This is a genomic window from Streptomyces sp. NPDC003691, from assembly GCF_053981115.1.
Genome location: NZ_JBSFNQ010000113.1, coordinates 1 through 19,449, shown reverse-complemented (window position 1 = coordinate 19,449; position 19,449 = coordinate 1). Strand labels below are relative to the sequence as shown.

The following is a 19,449-nucleotide window of genomic DNA, read 5'->3' as shown; positions in this document are numbered from 1 at the left end:
CTTCGTGCCCTATACGGTCATCAGCTCCATCGGCACCATCACCAACTCGATGGTGATGGTCCTGGCGTCCGTCGTGGTGGCCTTCGGTCTGTTCATGTGGCTGCGCGCCATGGAGGGCAGCACCGGCCAGACTCCGGGCAAGAAGGCCGCGGGCATCAAGGTGCTGCGCGAGGCCGACGGCCGGACCCTCGGTTTCGGTCTGTCCTTCGTCCGGCAGCTCGCCCACATCCTGGACTCGCTCCCCTGCTACCTCGGCTATCTGTGGCCGCTGTGGGACGAGAAGAAGCAGACCTTCGCCGACAAGGTCTGCGCCACCGTCGTCATCAAGGTCTGACGCCGGTCCCGCCGAGGTCTGGACCCCGGCGGCGGTGTGCGGACCGCCGCCGGTACCCGGAACCGGGTGACGCTTCCGGTGCGGCCCGGTGCCACGGCCCACGGGCCGGGCGCCGGAACCGTCCGCCGCGTGCCGTCCGGGGCACCGCTCGCCCCGGATCGCCGCACGCCGGACGGCAGCCCGCCGGACGGCGCACCCGACGGCGGAAGGCCGCGCACCCTCCCCGGGTGCGCGGCCTTCCGTATGCCTGCGGTCTTTTGTACGTCCGCGGTCTCCGTGGATTCCACGGTCCCCGCGCCGGAACCACGCACCGCAACCACCGCACGGGCCGCCACCGCACGGGCCGCCACCGCACGGACCACCGGTGCACGAACCGCCGGTGCGGCGAACCACCGGCGCACGGGGCGCCGGTGCCCGCCCGCGCCGCTCAGTGGAAGAAGTGGCGCGTTCCCGTGAAGTACATCGTCGCGCCAGCCTTACGGGCCGCCTCGACCACCAGCTCGTCCCGGACCGAACCGCCGGGCTGGACGATCGCCCGCACCCCGGCGGCGATCAGGATCTCGGCCCCGTCCGGGAACGGGAAGAAGGCGTCGGACGCCGCGTACGCTCCCCGGGCCCGCTCCTCACCGGCCCGCTCGACCGCCAGCTTCGCCGAGTCGACCCGGTTGACCTGGCCCATTCCGACGCCGACGGACGCGCCGTCCTTGGCGAGCAGGATCGCGTTCGACTTGACCGCCCGGCAGGCCCGCCAGGCGAACGCCAGCTCCGCCAGCTCCGCCTCCGTCAGCGGGTCACCGGCCGCCAGGGTCCAGTTCGCCGGGGAGTCGCCGTCGGCCTGGAGCCGGTCGGCGGCCTGGAGCAGCGCGCCGCCCTCGATGAGCTTCAGCTCGATCGGCGACGCGGGAGCGTCCTCGCAGCGCAGCACCCGGATGTTCTTCTTCTTCGCGAGCACCTCGACCGCGCCGTCCTCGTACCCCGGGGCCACGATGACCTCGGTGAAGACCTCGGCGACCTGCTCGGCCATCGCCACCGACACCGGGCGGTTGACCGCGATCACCCCGCCGAAGGCGGACAGCGGGTCGCAGGCGTGCGCCTTGCGGTGCGCCTCGGCGACGTCCGCGCCGATCGCGATCCCGCACGGGTTGGCGTGCTTGATGATCGCGACGCACGGCTCTTCGTGGTCCCAGGCGGCGCGCCAGGCGGCCTCGGTGTCCGTGTAGTTGTTGTACGACATCTCCTTGCCGTGCAACTGCTCGGCGCCGGGCAGACCGCCCTTGCCGTCGACGTACAGCGCGGCGCCCTGGTGCGGGTTCTCGCCGTACCGGAGCACACCGGCCCGCTGGTAGGCCGCGCCCAGGAACTCGGGGAAGGCCTCACCGGACTCGGCCGCCGGGGCCTGGGCCGCGAACCAGTTGGCGACGTCCACGTCGTACGCCGCGGTGTGGGCGAACGCCTCGGCGGCCAGCCCGCGGCGGGCGGCCAGGTCGAAACCGCCGTCCCCGACGGCGGCCAGCACGTCCGCGTACCGCCCGGGGCTGGTCACGACCGCCACCGAGGGGTGGTTCTTGGCGGCGGCACGGACCATCGAGGGACCGCCGATGTCGATCTGCTCGACGCACTCGTCGTACCCGGCGCCGGAGGCGACCGTCGCCCGGAACGGATAGAGGTTGACCACGACCAGGTCGAAGGGCTCGACCCCCAGCTCCTCCAGCTGCTCGCGGTGCGCGTCGAGGCGCAGATCGGCGAGGATGCCGGCGTGGACGCGCGGGTGCAGCGTCTTGACCCGGCCGTCCAGGCACTCGGGGAAGCCGGTCAGGTCCTCGACCTTGACGACCGGGACACCGGCCGCGGCGATCCGCCCGGCGGTGGAGCCGGTGGAGACGAGCTGGACGCCCGCCGCGTGCAGACCGCGCGCCAGCTCCTCCAGACCGGTCTTGTCGTACACGCTGACCAGCGCCCGCCGGATGGGCCGCTTGCCGCTCGGGGCAGCCTCAACAGTCACGGGAAAACAACCTTTCGTCCCTCGATGCGATAGCCGTCACGGGCCAGTCGGCCGACGACCTCGACGAGCAGCGCGCGCTCGATTTCCTTGATGCGCTCGTGGAGAGCGGCTTCGTCGTCCTCGTCCCGGACCGCCACCGCGCCCTGCGCGATGATCGGACCGGTGTCGACGCCGTCGTCGACGAAGTGGACGGTGCACCCGGTGACCTTGGCGCCGTACGCGAGTGCGTCACGCACTCCGTGGGCGCCGGGGAAACTGGGCAGCAGGGCGGGGTGCGTGTTCACGCAGCGTCCGCCGAACCGGGCGAGGAACTCCTTGCCCACGATCTTCATAAAGCCCGCCGAGACGACCAGGTCGGGCTCATGGGCGGCGGTGGTCTCGGCCAGCGCGCGGTCCCACTCGTCCCGGGTCGGATAGTCCTTGAGGCGGCGGACGAACGTCGGCAGTCCGGCACGTTCGGCCCGCTCCAGACCGGCGATGCCGGAGCGGTCGGCCCCGACGGCGACGATCCGCGCGCCGAAGCCGTCCGGGTCGGCGGCGATGGCGTCCAGCAGGGCCTGGAGGTTCGTACCGGAACCGGAGACGAGGACGACGACGCGCGCGGGGCGGGCGGGAGCGGGGGCCACGGCGGGATCTCTTTCGTGTACGGCTCGACTTTGTGTGGTCGTACAAACGAATCGCACCCCTGATTACGGGGAACTCTACGAAAGGGCCGACCGTCAGCAACGATACCGGCACACAGAAAGGCCCCCACGGGACGGGGGCGCGGCCGGGAGGTAGCGTCAGGGGACAACCACCCGTCTCCCGACGGGTGACCACACGAACCCGACGACACAAGACCCGACAAGACAAGACCCCAGGTGCCACCGGGTCTGAGGGGAAGACGTTCACCAGATGCGGGACCGACGCCGCCGTACGGACCTCCTGTTGCCGCGGGAGCGCCAGTCCACCGACGACAACAACCCCTTCGCGCCGCCGCCGGAGGGCAGGCCGGACCAGCCCTGGCAGCCGCGCCGCCCCGACGGCCGGGACGCCGACGGCAACGGCACCACCGACGGCAATGACGGCGGCGGCTCCGGCGACGGAAACGGCAACGGCTCCGGCTCGTCCGGCGGCCGTTCCGGCTGGGGCAGCCAGTGGAGCAGCCGCCAGCCCGGGCGCTCCTCCGGAGGCGGCTTCGGCGGCCGCCCCGGCTCGAACTCCCCGGAGAACGGCCCCCAGGGCGCCGGCCCCCGGTGGGACCCCACCGACCCGGCGCAGCGGCATGCCCGGTACGCGATGATCGCGGGCCTGTGGGCGCTGTTCTTCACGCTCTTCCTGGAGATCCCGGAGGTCGGCCTCCTCCTCGGCGCCCCCGCCCTGTACTGGGCGATCAGCGCCCTGCGGACGGCTCCGAAGCCGCCGGACGCCTCGTCCCAGGCGGGCGGCCTCTCGCCGCAGGTCGCCCGGCGCACCCAGAAGACCAGCGCCATCGCCGGTCTGGTGATGTCCGTGATCACGCTGCTGGTGGTCGGCTCGATGTACACGGCGCAGCTCGTCTACCGCGACTTCTTCGTCTGCGAGCGGGACGCGCTGACCAAGACCGCCCAGTCCGCGTGCAACAGCAAACTGCCGGAGCCGCTGCGGGGCATCTACGGAGTGCCGAAGTAGCGGCCGGACGGTTCCGCACGGCGCGTACGGCACCGCCGGACCGCGCGGGCGCGGGGCTCGTCCGGCCGCGCCGCCGACACCTCCGAGGGCCCGGCCCGGGAAACACTTCCCGGGCCGGGCCTTCGGCGTACGGGGAGCGGTCAGCCGTCCCGACGCCCGCCGTCCTCCCCGGCCTCGGGGGCCGGGCGGGACAGGGGCTTCGCCGGGGGCGGCGGGCGTACGGCAGGCGGGGGCGTGGGGCGTACGGCCGGCGGGGTGCTCGGCCACGGGCTCGGCGGGGCCGCCCACGGGCGGTCCGGGTCCACCGGAGCGCCGGGGTCCGCCCGGTTCGCCCGGTTTACCTGAGGCCGGGCTCTCTCCTTGGCCGCGGGCCGCTCGGCCCAGGCGTCCGCCGGGAGGAAGTCGTACGGCTCCGCTTCGGCGTCCAGAGCGTCCAGCACCTCCAGGGCTTCCGCCCGCGCCGGGCGCTCGGCCGGACCCGGGGCGGGCGCGCGCCGGGCAGCCGCCGAGGGGTCCGGGGCCGCGGGCGCCGCCGGGCCCGGGGCGGCCGGGAGGCTGTCGCCCGTCCCGTATCCCTCCCCGTCTCCCCCATCTCTCCCGTCCTTCCCGACGCGCCGCCCCCGCAGGCCCGGCGCATCCCGCAAAGCCCTCAGGTCCCTCAGATCCCGCAGACCCCGCAGACCCCGCAGGCGGATCCCGCCCTTCCGGCCCTTCCGGCCCTTCCCGCCGGGTCCGCCGGGTCCGCCGGGTCCGCCGGGTCCGCCGGGTCCGCCGGGTCCGCCGGGTCCGCCGGGGGCATCCTGGGCGGGCCGGTGCCGGGCGGGGGCCGGGAGCGGCTGCCCGGGCTCCGGAGGCCTCGGCTCGGCCGTCCCGGACGCCGTCCGAACCCCCGGCACCGGTCCGGCCGCGTGCCTCTCCCGCCACATCCGTACCGCCAGTGCCCCGGGCACCCCGATCACCCCGGTCCACACCAGCGCGGCCGCCCCCGCCGACCACCACACCGGGCCGAACTCCGCCAGCCGGTCGGTCCCCAGCGGACCGCTCGCGGCCGCCGCGAGCACCGCGACCGCCAGCGCGCAGAGCGCGGCGGCCAGCAGCGCGTCACCGGCCGTGTCCCGGCGCCGCACGGTGGACCCGCGAGCCGCGCCGAACACCGCGACCGCGAACCCCGCCGCCATCGGCACCAGGACGGACGACCAGTTCAGCGGTGTCCCGGGGCCGTGCGCCGGAACCACCGCGACCAGCGGGAAGGACGGCAGCGCGGGATCCCCGGAGAGGGCTAGCGGGGTCGCGGTCGCTCCCGTACCGAGGGCGAAGCCGGGGCCGAGTCCGTACGCCGCCGCCCATACCGCCGCATTGGGCACCAGCGCGATCCCGAGCAGCAGCACCGCGAGCCGTCCGGACCAGATGCGGGCGAGGTGGAGAAAGGAGTCCTGGGTGGCGTCGGCATGCCAGACCAGGGCCGTGGCGACCAGCAGCGCGCCCCCGCCGATCAGGACCGCCGTGGCGGCCGCCGCCGCCCGGGTCGCCGTCTCGGCGCGGCCGCCGGGCAGCAGGTCGCGCGTGAGCGGAGCCCGTACGTTGTCGGGGAGCCAGAGGGGCAGCGGGCCGACGGGCCGCCCGTTCGCGGCCCACACCCCGGTCAGGGCCGCCCCGAGGGCGACCAGCGGCAGATGGCACGCGGTGCTGAGCGCGCCGGGCGCGATCGGGCCGCCCGCCGCGTACCCCGCGGCCGCGGTGCCGACCAGCAGATAGCCGAGGGTCACGGCACACACCGCGCCGCGCGGGGAGGCGCTGGGCCGCAGCCCGGCGGGGTCCGGGACGAGGGAGTCGCGGGTGGCCCGGTGGACCAGCCAGGCGGGCAGGGCGACCAGCAGCAGGGGGACCAGCCCGACCGGGGCGGCGGTGCCGTAGAGGGTGTCGGAGCGGACCAGTTCGGTGCCGTGGGCCAGCAGCCACAGGGAAGCCGCGACATGGAGCGCGCCGCGCGGACCGCTGTCGGGGTACGGGGAGCTGATCCACACCATCATCACCAGGACGGTCAGCGCGCCGAGACCGAGTCCGGCAGCGGTCGCGCCGCGGACGAGACAGGCCGTGAGCGCCGCTCTCCGGCCGCCCTGCACCGGGACCGGCGGGGCCGGGGTCTGCGGAAGGGCGGGGCCGGGGTCGGTCGTCTGGGTCACCCGGTCATGCTCCCAACGACACGCGCTTTCCCGTCGTAACAGGAGATTGACCGAAGTGTCGCCCAATATACGTTTATGTACTTCTATGAAAAGTGCACCGTCCCGGGCACTCCGGGAGGACCGGCGACGGGTTCGGGGGGCCGTCCATGACCCGGGGTTCCTCCTCCGCGCCACCGCCCTCCCGGCCACCTTCGCAAACACCGCTGCCCGGCCCCAAGGAGCGGCGCAGGCTCCGTGAGGCGCGCGCGATGAGCGAGGAGCAGATCGCGCGGGCGCTGGGCGTGACCAAGGCGACGGTACGGGCGTGGGAGAGCGGCCGCGGCGAACCGCGCGGGCGCCGCCGGGAGGCGTACGCCAGGCTGCTCACGCCGCCGTACGCCTCCAGCGCCCCTGCCCCGCCCACCGACGAACACCAGACCGGGGCACCGCCGCTGACGCCTGCCGGCGGGGCGGGTACGGGGCCGGGCTCCCCCGGCTCCCCGGTCCCGGGCGGTCCCGCGGCCCGTTCCGCGCCCGGGTCCGGGAGCCCGGCCGGCCCGGGGCCTGACCCGGACCGGAGCAGTAACGGGGACGGCACGGGGAGCACCGCACCGCCGGACGTCCGGCCGCCGATCGGGCCGGGGGGTACGGCTCCCGCGCCGGGCGCCGCCCGAGAAGGGGACCCGGAACCCTCGCCGGTCCCGGCGGGCGGGAAAGCGGCCGCGGGCACCGCAGGGGCACCCGGCCCGGGGCTGCCGGGCGGGACCCCGGCCGGACCGCCCGCCGGGGGCACGACGGACCGCCCGGCGCCGGGCGGGAAAGCGGCCGCGGGTAGCACCGGAACAGCGGGTTCAGAGCCGACGGCCGCAGGCGTGGCCCCGGGCTCGGCCGGGCACAGGGGTGCGGGACCGGCCGGGGGCACCGGGCCGACGCCCGCCGGGGCCGCCGCGCTAGGCGCCGCGCTGGCCGCCGCGCGGACACCGGCCGAAGCGTTCGACGCCCTGTACACCCACTGCGCACCCGGGCTCGTCCGGCAGGCATACCTGCTCACCGGCCGGCTCCGGCTCGCCCATGAAGCGGTGGAGCGGGCCTTCCACATCGCCTGGCAGCAGTGGCCGGACGTGGCCAGGGACCGGGATCCGGTCGGCTGGGTGCGGTCGGCCTCGTACGAACTGGCGCTGTCGCCCTGGCACCGGCTGCGGCCCGCCCACCGGCACGCCGACAGCCCGCCGCTGGACCGGGCGGGGCGGGAGCTGCTGGCCGTACTGCTGCGGCTGCCGCCGCCGTACCGCCGGACCGTCCTGCTCTACGACGGACTGGGCCTCGACCTGCCGGAGACGGCGGCCGAGACCGAGGCCAGCACTCCGGCCGCGGCCAACCGGCTGCTGCACGCCCGGGAGACGCTCGCCGCCGAACTCCCCGAGCTGGCCGATCCCGGGGTGCTGCGCGACCGGCTGGCCGTACTGCTGGCGGACGGCGGCCCGGTACCGCAGCCCGTCCCGGCGTACGAGGTCCGCACCACGGGCGAACGGCGGGCCTGGTTCTGGACCCGGATGGCGCTCACCGCGACCGTGATGGTGATGAGCGCGACGGGGCTGACGCTGGCGACGGCGCCGACCCGTTACGTCCCCGAAGTCGCTCCCGGCCAGCGGGTCGGCGGCGTCCCCGGCCATGCGGGCCCCCAGCGGCTGACCCCGCGCGATATGGCACTCCGGGAGATGCTCCGCACCACCCCGGCCGCGGGACCGGCCCGGCTGCTGCCCGAGCCCCGGTAGCGCGCCATGGGCCCGGCCCCGGTCGCCTCCCTGCCGGAGCGCGCGCAGGAGACCGCTGCCCCGGCCGGCACCGCCTGTCCGCTCCAGCCGGGGCGGCCGGGCGGCCGCATGCCCGCTCCAGAGAGAGCGGACACCGGGCCGACCGGGCACAGGAGCGGGGCGGGCGCACGGCCGGGGCAGGCACCGGGCCGGGCAGGCACAAGGGCGAGCGGGTACCCGGCCGGGGCGGGGCCGGGGTCTCCCGGCCCGCGCCCCGGAGCCGCGGCACCGGCCGCACCGGCCTGCGGAACGCCTGCGGGCCCGCACCCCCGGAGGGGTACGGGCCCGCAGGCTGTTCGACCGGCGCTCCGCAGAGCACCGCGACCGCTGAACGGCGCACGACCACCGCGACCACGGAGAACCGCGACCGCAGAGGATCGAACTACGCGGAGAGGATCGCCCGGGCGAGCTTCGCCGTCTCGGTCGGGGTCTTGCCGACCTGGACGCCGGCGGCCTCCAGGGCCTCCTTCTTCGCCTGCGCGGTACCGGAGGAGCCGGAGACGATGGCGCCGGCGTGGCCCATCGTCTTGCCCTCGGGGGCGGTGAAGCCCGCGACATAGCCGACGACCGGCTTGGTCACGTTCGCCTTGATGAAGTCCGCCGCGCGCTCCTCGGCGTCGCCGCCGATCTCGCCGATCATCACGATCAGCTCGGTCTCCGGGTCGGCCTCGAACGCCGCGAGGGCGTCGATGTGGGTGGTGCCGATGACCGGGTCGCCGCCGATGCCGACCGCCGACGTGAAGCCGATGTCACGCAGCTCGTACATCATCTGGTAGGTCAGCGTGCCGGACTTGGAGACCAGGCCGATCTTTCCGGGCTTGGTGATGTCGCCCGGGATGATGCCGGCGTTGGACTGGCCGGGGGTGATCAGGCCGGGACAGTTCGGGCCGATGATCCGGGTCTTGTTGCCCTTGGCGACCGCGTACGCCCAGAAGGCGGCGGAGTCGTGGACCGCGATGCCCTCGGTGATCACGACGGCGAGCGGGATCTCGGCGTCGATCGCCTCGACCACGGCGGCCTTGGCGAAGGCCGGGGGCACGAAGAGGACCGAGACGTCGGCGCCGGTCTCCTTCATCGCCTCGGCGACCGAGCCGAAGACGGGTACGGACGTGCCGTCGAAGTCGACGCTCGTACCGGCCTTGCGGGGGTTCACGCCGCCGACGATGTTGGTGCCGTCACCCAGCATCAGCCGGGTGTGCTTCATGCCCGTGGCACCGGTCATGCCCTGGACGATGACCTTGCTGTCCTTGGTCAGGAAGATAGCCATGGTGGTGGTGTACCTCGTCCCTTACTTCGCGGCCGCGGCCAGCTCGGCGGCCTTGTCGGCCGCGCCGTCCATCGTGTCCACGCGCTGCACCAGCGGGTGGTTGGCGTCGGAGAGGATCTTGCGGCCCAGCTCCGCGTTGTTGCCGTCGAGGCGGACCACCAGCGGCTTGGTGACGTCCTCGCCCTTGGCCTTGAGCAGCTCCAGCGCCTGGACGATGCCGTTGGCGACCTCGTCGCAGGCGGTGATGCCGCCGAAGACGTTGACGAACACGGACTTGACGTCCGGGTCGCCGAGGATGATCTCCAGGCCGTTCGCCATGACCTCGGCGGAGGCACCGCCGCCGATGTCCAGGAAGTTGGCCGGCTTGACGCCGCTGTGGGCCTCGCCCGCGTAGGCGACGACGTCCAGGGTGGACATGACCAGACCGGCACCGTTGCCGATGATGCCGACCTCGCCGTCGAGCTTGACGTAGTTGAGGTTCTTGGCCTTGGCGGCGGCCTCCAGCGGGTTGGCCGCGTCCTTGTCCTCCAGCGCCTCGTGCTCCGGCTGGCGGAAGTCGGCGTTGGCGTCGAGGGAGACCTTGCCGTCCAGCGCCAGCACCCGGCCGTCGGCGACCTTGGCGAGCGGGTTGACCTCGACGAGGAGCGCGTCCTCGGCGATGAAGGTCTTCCAGAGGGTCACCAGGATGTCGGCGACCTGGTCCGCGACCTCGGCCGGGAACTTCGCGGCGGCGACGATCTCGGCGGCCTTCTCCGCGGTGACGCCCTCGTTGGCGTCGATCGCGATCTTGGCGAGGGCCTCGGGCTTGGTGGCCGCGACCTCCTCGATGTCCATGCCGCCCTCGACGGACGCCATGGCCAGGAAGGTGCGGTTGGTGCGGTCGAGGAGGTACGAGACGTAGTACTCCTCGGCGATCTCGGGAGCGGTCTCCGCGATCATCACCTTGTGGACCGTGTGGCCCTTGATGTCCAGGCCGAGGATCTGACCGGCCTTCTCGACCGCGTCGTCCGGGCTGGTGGCGAGCTTGACGCCGCCGGCCTTGCCCCGGCCGCCGACCTTGACCTGGGCCTTGACGACGGACTTGCCGCCCAGCCGCTCGGTCGCCGCGCGCGCCGCGTCAGGCGTGTCGATGACTTCACCGGCCAGCACCGGTACACCGTGCTTGGCGAAGAGGTCCCTCGCCTGGTACTCGAACAGGTCCACGCGCGTCCGTCCCTTTTCTGATGATCGCGGTTCCTAGTAGGCGTGGGCGTGCCGCGGAGGGCAACGTGACTGCGATCGTCACAAGGGAGGCGCGCACGGTGACCGGCACGCGGCATGTCCGCCTCGCAGGTTATCCCCGCGGAACGCGGCCTCCTAAATTGCAGGTCACACCTGAGTGGTGAGAACAGTCACAGATCGCACACGCGGCGGGTCCGGCAGGCACCGCGGGGGCGAGGCGGGCGGCGCGCCGCGACGGCTGCCCCGGGCTCGGGACGGCACCGCCCGGGTGGCCGTGCGGCGGCGGACGGTCAGCCCGCCGCCGGGTCCGGCACCGGCAGCGGACGCCGCTCGATGGCGGCCGCCATGACATCGGGGAAGAGGTCCGGGGTGCAGGCGAAGGCCGGTGCGCCGAGCGCCGCCAGCGCCGCCGCGTGCTCCCGGTCGTAGGCGGGGGCGCCTTCGTCGGAGAGGGCGAGCAGGGCCACGAACTGCACTCCGGCGGCCTTCATGGCGGCGACCCGCTTCAGCATTTCGTCGCGGATGCCGCCCTCGTACAGATCGCTGATCAGCACCACCACGGTGTCGGCGGGGCGGGTGATCCGCTCCTGGCAGTAGGCGAGGGCCCGGTTGATGTCCGTACCGCCGCCGAGCTGGGTCCCGAAGAGGACGTCGACGGGGTCGTCCAGCTGGTCGGTCAGATCGACGACGGCGGTGTCGAAGACGACCAGCCGGGTGGCGATGGAGCGCATGGAGGCGAGGACCGCTCCGAACACGGATGCGTAGACGACGGACGCCGCCATCGAACCCGATTGGTCGATACAGAGCACCACCTCCTTCTTGACCGCCTGGGACGCGCGGCCGTAGCCGACGAGACGCTCGGGGACGACCGTGCGGTACTCGGGGAGGTAGTTCTTGAGATTGGCCCGGATGGTGCGGTCCCAGTCGATGTCCCGGTGGCGGGGGCGGCTGATCCGGGCGGAGCGGTCGAGGGCGCCGGTCAGGGTGGACCTGGTCCGGGTGGCGAGCTGCTTCTCCAGCTTCTCGACGACCTTGCGGACCACGGCGCGGGCGGTCTCCTTCGTCGTCTCCGGCATGGCCCGGTTCAGGGAGAGCAGGGTGCCGACGAGATGGACGTCCGCCTCGACCGCCTCCAGCATCTCCGGCTCCAGGAGCAGCGCCGACAGGTCCAGCCGCTCGATGGCGTCGCTCTGCATGATCTGGACGACGGAGCTGGGGAAGTAGGTGCGGATATCGCCCAGCCAGCGGGCGACGGAGGGCGCGGAGGCGCCGAGGCCGGCTCCCCGGGCGGCGCTTCTGCGGCCCGTTCCGGTGCCGCTGCCGCTCCCGGCGCCGCCGTAGAGCGCGGCGAGGGTGGCGTCCATCGCCTGGTCCCGGCCGCCGAGCGCACAGCCGGTGCCGTCGGCGGGGCCGCCGCCGAGCACCAGCCGCCAGCGCCGCAGCCGCTCCTCCGCGGCATCCGCCCCGGCGGTGGCGGTGCCCGGGCCCATGAGGTGCGCGGTGTCGTCGGTGGTCATGCCCCCACCCCCAGAAGGTGTTCGAAACGGTCGTCGTCGGTGCCCAGCAGCAGACCCAGGACGGGCAGGACGGCATCGGCACGCCCGGGATCGGTGCCGGGGCCGAAGCCGGGCACGGTGGCACCGGCCGCGGTGGATCCGCCCGCGGCGGCCCGGCCGCCCGGCGCGGGACCCCGCCGGGCCAGTTCGCCGAGGGTGCGGCGGACCCCCGGTTCATAGGCGGAGAAGGTACGGCGCAGCAGGGGCAGCACATCGGTGAAGGCGTCCGGCGGGACGGCGGTCAGCCAGCCGTCGACCAGCCCGAGGAGGCGTTCGTCGTGGACGAGCAGCATTCCCCCGCCGGAGCCGCCGACGAAGCCCTCGATCCACGCGGCGGCCTCGGCGGGCGGGGTGCCGGGCGAGAGGGCGAAGCCCATCAGCCGGGCCGCCTCGTCCTCGGTGAGGGCGCCGTCGTCGAGGAGGAGCCGGGCGGACCGGCCGCGGATGACACCGGCCGCGGTGGACCGGCCGGCGATGGTGCGCAGCACCGACCGCCAGCGGTCGGCGAGGCCCCCTTCGCCGGGGAGCAGGGCGACGGCGCCGTGCACGGCGTCGAGGTGGGCGCGCAGGGCGGCCGCGCCGTCGGCGTCGAGTCCGGTACAGGCGGGCGGCAGCCCGACGAAGATCCGCTCGGCGAGCCCGGTGGCGACTCCGGCGAGCGCGGTGGTGTCGGTGGCCCGGACGTCCCCGTAGCGCAGGGCGCGGGCGAGGGCGGGCAGGGCCTGGGCGAGCCGGGCGACATCGGTGTCGAGGGCGGCCCGGTCGGCGAGGGCGCGCATCACCACGGGCAGGGCCTCGGGCAGCTCGGCGAGCAGGCACCGTTCGGCGAGGGCGGTGACCGCGGTGAGTTCCTCGGCGGCCGCGGCCCGGTGCTCGGCGAAGGCGGTCGCGGCGGAGAGCACGGTGGTGCCCCAGACGCCCGCCTCGGCGACCTTGACATGCAGTTCGGGCTCCCAGCGGAGCCGCCAGGTCTCGCGGAAGGTGCCGGTGCTGCCGCGGCCGGCGGCCGGATCGCCCCAGCCGATACCGAGGAGGCGCAGCCGGTGCAGCAGACGGCTCTTGCCCGCGTCCGTCTCCTTGCGCAGGTCCAGGTCGAGTTCGCGCTCCAGGGCCTCCGGCTTGAGCCGCAGGCTGCGCTGGAGGCGGGTGAGATCGCGCTGGAGGGGGACGGCGGGCGCCTCGTCCGGGACCTCGCCGAGGACATCTCCGACGATCAGCCGGTCCCTGACCAGGGCGAGGGGGACATCGGAGCCGTCGCACATCACGGCCCGGACGGCGTCGGTGGTCTCGGTGAGCCCGGCGAGGGGGCGGCCGCGCATCACCGCAAGGGTTTCCGCGAGCCGTACGGCCTCGATGACATGGGCCGACGAGACGGGCAGGTCCTCGTCGCGGAGCAGTCCGGCGACCTTGGTCAGCCAGCGCTCGACGGGCCGGTCCCGGGCGGTGAAGAGATGGCCGTACCAGCCGGGGGAGTCGATGCCCGCGCCGTACCCCCCGGCGCGGGCCAGTCTGCGGTGGGTCCACGGGACCCAGGTCGTCTCGGTCCTGACCTTGGGCAGGCCCTTCAGCAGTGCCTTGTCGGCGGTGACGGTGGTGCGTGCGGCGAGGGCGGGGACGTGCCAGGCGCCGCAGACCACGGCGATCCGGTCGCCGAACTCCTTGCGGGCGGCCCGCACCGCGAGCCGCATCTGCGCCTCGCGGATCAGGTCCCGGTCGTGGCCGCCGTGTCCGTACGCCTCGCGGAGGGCGGTCATCGCCTCGGCGAGCACGGCGAAGGAGGCGAACGGGTCGTCCGGGCCGCGGTGTTCGACGACGTCCTCCCACCAGCGTTCGGCGTCGTCGTAGCCGGCGGCCTCGGCGAGCACCGCGAGCGGGTCGACCCGCATCCGCTCCCGCCCGGCGGGCGAAGTGTCCGGGTCCGCGGCCGGAGCGTCCGGGTCCGCGGCCGGGGATCCGGCGGCGGCCTCTCCGCCCCCTCCGCCCTCTTCTCCCTCCTCTCCCCGGGCACCCTCGCCGTTCGCTCCGGCCTCCGCGACCTGTCCGTCGCGGGTTCCCCCGGTGCCCGGCTCCGCCCGGGGGGACGGCTCACCGGGGGCGGTGTCCCAGCCCGGATCGGGGCCCTCGGCCGCGCCGGATGCGGATCCCCCCGGAACCGCATCCGGCGCGGCCGGACCCCCGGGTCCGGCGGTGTCGTCCGTCAGCGCGAGGGTGTGCGCGGCGGGCAGGTCGATAAAGCGGACCGGAACGTCATGGGCGAGGGCCCAGCGGATCGCGACCCACTCCGGGGAGAACTCGGCGAAGGGCCAGAAGGCGGCCCGGCCGGGGTCGTCGACCGCATGGGCCAGCAGGGCGACCGGGGGACGCATCCCGGGGGCCGCGGCCAGCGCCAGCAGCGCGTCGCCCTCCGGCGGGCCTTCGATCAGCACGGCGGCCGGTACGGCGGCGTCCAGCGCGGCGCCGACCGCGCGGGCCGAGCCCGGCCCGTGGTGGCGGACGCCCAGCAGCAGCGGCCCGGCGGGCGGGCTCACCGGCGGTGCCCCGGTCATACCCCGGCCTCCCGGCAGGCGCGGTAGAAGTCCTTCCAGCCGTCGCGCTCGCGAACCACGGTCTCCAGGTACTCCTGCCAGACGACCCGGTCGGCCGACGGGTCGCGGACCACGGCGCCGAGGATCCCGGCGGCCACGTCGCCCGGGCGCAGCACCCCGTCCCCGAAGTGGGCGGCGAGCGCCAGCCCGCCGGTGACCACGGAGATCGCCTCGGCCGTGGAGAGCGTGCCCGACGGGGACTTGAGCTTGGTGCGGCCGTCGGCGGAGACGCCTTCGCGCAGCTCGCGGAAGACGGTGACGACCCGCCGGATCTCCTCGACGCCCTCGGGAACGGCGGGCAGGTCGAGCGAACGGCCGAGCTGGTCCACCCGGCGGGCGACGATGTCGACCTCGTCGTCGGCGGTCGCGGGCAGCGGCAGGACCACCGTATTGAAGCGGCGGCGCAGGGCGCTGGAGAGCTCGTTGACTCCCCGGTCCCGGTCGTTGGCCGTGGCGATCAGATTGAATCCGCGGACCGCCTGGATCTCCTCGCCCAGCTCCGGGACCGGCAGGGTCTTCTCGGAGAGGATGGTGATCAGGCTGTCCTGCACATCGGCGGGGATCCGGGTCAGCTCCTCCACCCGGGCGGTCGTCCCGTCCCGCATGGCGCGCATCACCGGGCTGGGCACGAGCGCGTCCCGGCTGGGCCCGTGGGCGAGGAGCTGCGCGTAGTTCCAGCCGTAGCGGATGGCCTCCTCCGGGGTGCCGGCGGTGCCCTGCACCAGCAGGGTGGAGTCCCCGCTGACGGCGGCGGCGAGATGCTCCGAGACCCAGGTCTTCGCGGTGCCGGGGACGCCGAGGAGCAGCAGCGCGCGGTCGGTGGCCAGGGTGGTGACGGCGACCTCGACGATCCGGCGCGGGCCGACGTACTTGGGTGTGATCACCGTGCCGTCGGGCAGGGTGCCGCCGAGCAGATAGAGCGAGACGGCCCAGGGCGAGAGCCGCCAGTTGACCGGGCGGGGCCGGTCGTCGGCGGCGGCCAGGGCGGCGAGTTCGGCCGCGAAGGCGTGTTCCGCGTGCGGCCGCAGGGCGTCGGCGGACGGTGCTCCGGCTGTGGTTTCCGCGGTCGGCTCCGCGGTGGCTTCCCCGATGGTTCCGGACACGGGCATGACTCCCCCTCGACATCGTTCCTCATGGTCGGTCCGAGCTGTTCTCCACACTGCACCACCCCACTGACAATCGACCGTTCCCGCAGGCCGGATGGGGTTTTCGCGGCGTTGTCAGTGGTGGCCCGTACGGTCGGAGACATGAATGGACCGGGGGTTCGCTGGACAACGGATCAGGTGCTCGCGCTGGCTCCTGACGCTGCGTCGCGGAAGGCGGGCGGCAGGCTGGCGACGGCCGGGCCGTGGTCCGGCACGGGCAGCGGGGACGGTGCCGTATGGGGACTGTGCAAGGGCAGCGGCAGCAAGCCGTATCAGACGATCGTCGATACGACGGGCCCGGCGTACAAGTGCAGTTGTCCCAGCCGCAAGTTCCCGTGCAAGCACGCGCTGGGGCTGCTGCTGCTCTGGGCCGGGGACGACGGCGCGGTCGCCGAGTCGGAGCCGGGTTCCTTCCCCGAATGGGCGGGGCAGTGGCTGGAGCCCCGGCGCCAGCGCGCGAAGGAGCGGCGGACGGACGAGGGCGGGGAGTCCCCTGCCCGGGCCGCCGACACCGAGGCCGCCCGCCGCCGGGCGGAGCGCCGGGCCGGGCGGATAACCGCGGGCGCGACGGAGCTGGAGCAGCGGCTGGCGGATCTGCTCCGCGGCGGGCTCGCCTCCGCCGGACAGGCGGGGTACGGCCTCTGGGAGGAGACCGCGGCCCGTATGGTCGACGCGCAGGCACCGGGCCTCGCGGCGCGGGTCCGGGAGCTGGGGGCGATCCCCGGCTCCGGGCGGGACTGGCCGGTGCGGCTGCTGGAGGAGTGCGCGCTGCTCCATCTGATGGACCGGGCCTGGCTGGGCCTGGACCGGCTGCCGGAGCCACTCGCCGCGACCGTCCGGACCCGGGTGGGGCTCAGCCTGCCCGCCGACGGCGAGCCGGTGCGCGACCGCTGGCGGATCCTGTCGCAGTACGACTCCCCCGACGGCAAGGTCACCACCCGCCGGATCTGGGTGCACGGGGCGGACTCCGGGCGTACGGCACTGCTGCTGTCCTTCGGGGCGGCGGGCCGGGCGCCGCAGCTCGCGCTGCCGGTCGGGGGCGAGCTGTCCGGGGTGCTGGTGCCGTATCCGGGCGCCGGGCAGCTCCGGGCGGAGCTGCGGGAGCAGTCCGGTCTCACCGGCGAGCCGGCCGGGCCGCCGCCGGGCGGCTCGGTGACGGACGCACTCGACGCCTACGGGAAGGCGCTCTGCGACGACCCGTGGCTGGAGTCCTGGCCGGTGACCCTCACGGACGTCGTTCCGGTACCGGTCCCCGGCGGTACCGGCCCCCGCTGGCAGCTCGCCGATGCCGACGGCCGGGCCGCCGTGCCGCTGACCCCCGGGATGCTCTCCCGGCCGGGCCTGTGGAAGCTCGTATCGCTGTCCGGCGGCGGCCCGCTCACGGTCTTCGCGGAATGCGGCCACCTCGGAGCGACACCGCTCGCGGCATGGTCCCCGGCGACGGGGCCCGAACCGATACCGCTCGTCTGATCCGGCCCCGGCCCCCGGGTGGGGGCCGGGACCCTCCGGGCCGGGGCGGCGGGACTTCCCGGGGGCGGGCACCCGGTGGCTCCGCCGGGTGGGCGGGTCGTACCAGGGCCGGGCGCACCAGGACGGCTCCCGCCGGGGCGGCGGGCGGTGCCGGGGCGGGGCGTCACCGGTCCGCAAGGCCGGGCGCGGGCCCGGTGCACCAGGTCCAAGGGCCGGGGGCCTTCGGGTCACCCCTGCCGGGGCACCGGTTGGTACCGGGGCGGGTCCGCCTCCGGGCCGGGCGGGTCCTTTACACCCACCCGCCCGAACACCCGGCCACCGGCTTCACCGCCCGAATCCATATCCGCATCCGCATCCTCAGGAGACGCCCATGTCGCAGAGCAGCACCGGCACCGAGCGCACCGGCTCCGTCCTCTGGGAGGAGCTGGTCACCTCCGCCCTGCTGGGCACCGACCGGCGGCCGCCGCCGCCCGAGGTGACGGCCGCGGCAACGGCCGGGGGCGGCGAACCGGCCGCCGCCCTGCTCTCCGCCGCTGCGGTCCTGACCGTACGGCGCAGGGCCGGGCTGCTGGCCGCGCCCCCGGCCGAGCGCCCCGAGCCGGTGCCCGCCGATACCCGGCCCGCGCTGCCCGAAGCCGCGCACCGCAGACTGGGCCAGTTGCTGGCGGACCGGGCCGCGCCGTCGTCCGGCGGCCGCCGGGGCACCGCACCGGACCTGACGGAACTGCTCCCCCAGTGGCTGGCCACCGCCAACGGGCACGGCTACCGGGCACCCGCCGCGCTGCTCCCCGCCCTGCTGGACGCCGCCCGCGCCCGCGCGGACCTGCGGCCCCAGGCACTGGCCTTCGCCGGGGGCCACGGACTGTGGCTCGCCCGGTTCAACTCCGACTGGAAGTTCGCCCTCAGAGGCGCGGCGGGCGGTGCCGTCCTGCTCCCGGACGCCGGGGACGCGCCCGCGGTGGAACGGCTCTGGGAAGAAGGCCTGTTCGCCGAACGGGTCGCCCTGCTGGACACGGTCCGCGGCCGGAACCCCGCCGGGGCGCTCGCCCTGCTCTCCGGGACCTGGGCCACGGAGCGAGCCGAGGACCGGCTGATGTTCCTGGACACCCTCCGCACCGGCCTCTCCCCCGCGGACGAGATGTTCCTGGAACGGGCCCTCGCCGACCGCAGCCGCAATGTGCGGGCCACCGCGGCCGAACTGCTCTCGGCCCTGCCGCACTCGGCGTTCGCCCAGCGGATGGCCGAGCGCGCCACGGCCTGTGTCCGCCCGGGCCCCTCGGGGGACGCCGTCGCGGTGGAGCCGCCCGCCGAATGCGACGACGGAATGCAGCGCGACGGCGTCGTGCCCACCCCGCCGACCGGCAAGGGCAAGCGCGCCTGGTGGCTCGGGCAGTTGGTGGAGGCCGCCCCGCTGGCGGTCTGGCCCGGAGTCCTCGGGCGCCGTACCCCCAAGGAGATCGTCGCCCTGCCGGTCGCCGACGGCTGGGCGGACGAACTGCACGCCGCCTGGTGCCGGGCGGCGGTCCGCCAGCGGGACCCGGAGTGGTCCCGGGCGCTCCTCGGCGCGCCCGGCAACCCCCCGGAGGCGGGCCCCGGCACCTCGTCGGTGGCCGAGCGGGCCAAACTGCTGGCCGCCCTGCCGGAAGCCGAGCGGGCGCTGTGGGTCGCCGACTTCGTCTCCGCGCACGGGCTGTCGCACGCCTTCCAACTGCTGGGCGTCTGCGCGGTTCCCTGGGCGGAGCCGCTGGGGCACTCGGTCGTCGACGCCCTGGAGATAGCCCGTGAGGCGGGCAGCTACCCCTGGAGCTTCAGCGGGGTGATGGGGCTCGCGGAGCGCTGCCTGGACCCGGAGGAGGCGGGCCGCCTCGACCTGCTCACCGGGCCGCCCGCGGAGACGGAATCCGCGTCGCCCGGGGCGGGCACGTACTGGTCCGAGGCGTTTCACCGCCTGGTGTCCACGTTGCGGCTGCGCGCGGCGATGCACGGAGAACTCTCCCCCGGATCCCCCTCCCTCTGAGACCCGGCCCCCCGGGGTAGCCCCGGGCCCGGGGCGCCTCCCGCTCGGGTTCCTCGCCGGGGCGCCTCCCGCTGAGGTTCCTCGCGCCCAGGTCTCCCGGGGGCGGTGTTGCCCGCAGGTGCGGGCCGCTCCTGCGCCTCAAACGCCGGCGGGGCTGAAAAGCTTGTGACCGTTGCTACGTGGGGTCGTGACCCGCCTTGTCTGGGCTCGGGTGGGTCGTGGGCCT

The 19,449-nt window shown here is 75.1% G+C and carries 13 protein-coding genes and 1 pseudogene; 6 read left to right on the top strand and 8 right to left on the bottom strand.

What is annotated here, in order from left to right:
- On the top strand, nt 1-334 hold a 334-nt coding region (locus ACWDR0_RS31240; RefSeq protein ID WP_456355179.1), incomplete at its 5' end, for an RDD family protein.
- 427 nt (nt 335-761) lie between these two features.
- Here the strand turns inward: ACWDR0_RS31240 and purH are convergent.
- Both purH and purN read right to left on the bottom strand, forming a co-directional pair.
- Nucleotides 762-2,336, bottom strand: coding sequence for a bifunctional phosphoribosylaminoimidazolecarboxamide formyltransferase/IMP cyclohydrolase (gene purH / locus ACWDR0_RS31235; protein WP_456355178.1), 1,575 nt, complete (start codon nt 2,334-2,336; stop codon nt 762-764).
- Nucleotides 2,333-2,962, bottom strand: coding sequence for a phosphoribosylglycinamide formyltransferase (gene purN / locus ACWDR0_RS31230; protein ID WP_456355177.1), 630 nt, complete (start codon nt 2,960-2,962; stop codon nt 2,333-2,335). Before purN ends, purH begins: the two co-directional genes overlap by 4 nt.
- A gap of 268 nt (nt 2,963-3,230) precedes the next feature.
- On the opposite strand from purN, the gene ACWDR0_RS31225 reads away from it, so the two are divergent.
- The gene (locus ACWDR0_RS31225; RefSeq protein WP_456355176.1) at nt 3,231-3,986 is read left to right on the top strand and encodes a hypothetical protein; all 756 of its coding nucleotides are present in this window, start codon (nt 3,231-3,233) and stop codon (nt 3,984-3,986) included.
- Nucleotides 3,987-4,126: 140 nt separating this feature from the next.
- On the opposite strand, the gene ACWDR0_RS31220 is transcribed toward ACWDR0_RS31225, so the two are convergent.
- Nucleotides 4,127-6,169 carry a cell division protein PerM gene (locus ACWDR0_RS31220; RefSeq protein ID WP_456355175.1) on the bottom strand — a complete coding sequence of 681 codons (2,043 nt, stop codon included), beginning with the start codon at nt 6,167-6,169 and terminating at the stop codon, nt 4,127-4,129.
- A gap of 146 nt (nt 6,170-6,315) precedes the next feature.
- On the opposite strand from ACWDR0_RS31220, the pseudogene ACWDR0_RS31215 reads away from it, so the two are divergent.
- Together ACWDR0_RS31215 and ACWDR0_RS31210 are read left to right on the top strand one after the other, a co-directional pair.
- Nucleotides 6,316-6,516 (top strand): annotated as a pseudogene (locus tag ACWDR0_RS31215) (helix-turn-helix domain-containing protein); the annotation flags it as partial.
- 504 nt (nt 6,517-7,020) lie between these two features.
- Nucleotides 7,021-7,923, top strand: a complete 903-nt coding sequence (locus ACWDR0_RS31210) for a sigma factor-like helix-turn-helix DNA-binding protein (protein ID WP_456355181.1) — start codon at nt 7,021-7,023, stop codon at nt 7,921-7,923.
- Between the two features lie 421 nt (nt 7,924-8,344).
- On the opposite strand, the gene sucD is transcribed toward ACWDR0_RS31210, so the two are convergent.
- The 5 genes from sucD to ACWDR0_RS31185 all read right to left on the bottom strand — a co-directional run bounded on the left by sucD (nt 8,345) and on the right by ACWDR0_RS31185 (nt 15,700).
- A complete protein-coding gene (sucD, locus tag ACWDR0_RS31205; protein ID WP_456355174.1) occupies nt 8,345-9,229 on the bottom strand; it encodes a succinate--CoA ligase subunit alpha in 885 nt (294 codons plus the stop codon).
- A 21-nt stretch (nt 9,230-9,250) separates the two neighbouring features.
- The gene (sucC, locus tag ACWDR0_RS31200; protein ID WP_456355173.1) at nt 9,251-10,432 is read right to left on the bottom strand and encodes an ADP-forming succinate--CoA ligase subunit beta; all 1,182 of its coding nucleotides are present in this window, start codon (nt 10,430-10,432) and stop codon (nt 9,251-9,253) included.
- A gap of 308 nt (nt 10,433-10,740) precedes the next feature.
- Nucleotides 10,741-11,940, bottom strand: a complete 1,200-nt coding sequence (locus ACWDR0_RS31195; protein WP_456355180.1) for a VWA domain-containing protein — start codon at nt 11,938-11,940, stop codon at nt 10,741-10,743.
- A 23-nt stretch (nt 11,941-11,963) separates the two neighbouring features.
- Nucleotides 11,964-14,552: a DUF5682 family protein gene (locus tag ACWDR0_RS31190; protein ID WP_456355172.1), complete on the bottom strand. Its 2,589-nt coding sequence runs from the start codon at nt 14,550-14,552 to the stop codon at nt 11,964-11,966.
- Nucleotides 14,549-15,700 (bottom strand): ATP-binding protein, encoded by a 1,152-nt coding sequence (locus ACWDR0_RS31185; protein ID WP_456355171.1) that lies wholly within the window; start codon nt 15,698-15,700, stop codon nt 14,549-14,551. The genes ACWDR0_RS31190 and ACWDR0_RS31185 overlap by 4 nt, the downstream gene beginning before the upstream one ends.
- 138 nt (nt 15,701-15,838) lie before the next feature.
- Between ACWDR0_RS31185 and ACWDR0_RS31180 the strand changes: the two genes are divergently transcribed.
- Both ACWDR0_RS31180 and ACWDR0_RS31175 read left to right on the top strand, forming a co-directional pair.
- Entirely contained in the window at nt 15,839-17,206 is a 1,368-nt protein-coding gene (locus ACWDR0_RS31180; RefSeq protein ID WP_456355170.1) for an SWIM zinc finger family protein, read from the top strand.
- Between the two features lie 370 nt (nt 17,207-17,576).
- Nucleotides 17,577-19,223, top strand: coding sequence for a DUF5691 domain-containing protein (locus tag ACWDR0_RS31175; RefSeq protein WP_456355169.1), 1,647 nt, complete (start codon nt 17,577-17,579; stop codon nt 19,221-19,223).
- Nucleotides 19,224-19,449: the final 226 nt, after the last annotated feature.

Coding starts and splice junctions, on each gene's coding strand:
- ACWDR0_RS31225 (WP_456355176.1), top strand. CDS start 3,231: ATGCGGGACCGACGCCGCCGTACGGACCTCCTGTTGCCGCGGGAGCGC.
- sucD (WP_456355174.1), bottom strand. CDS start 9,229: ATGGCTATCTTCCTGACCAAGGACAGCAAGGTCATCGTCCAGGGCATG.
- ACWDR0_RS31195 (WP_456355180.1), bottom strand. CDS start 11,940: ATGGGCCCGGGCACCGCCACCGCCGGGGCGGATGCCGCGGAGGAGCGG.
- ACWDR0_RS31190 (WP_456355172.1), bottom strand. CDS start 14,552: ATGACCGGGGCACCGCCGGTGAGCCCGCCCGCCGGGCCGCTGCTGCTG.
- ACWDR0_RS31185 (WP_456355171.1), bottom strand. CDS start 15,700: ATGCCCGTGTCCGGAACCATCGGGGAAGCCACCGCGGAGCCGACCGCG.
- ACWDR0_RS31180 (WP_456355170.1), top strand. CDS start 15,839: ATGAATGGACCGGGGGTTCGCTGGACAACGGATCAGGTGCTCGCGCTG.
- ACWDR0_RS31175 (WP_456355169.1), top strand. CDS start 17,577: ATGTCGCAGAGCAGCACCGGCACCGAGCGCACCGGCTCCGTCCTCTGG.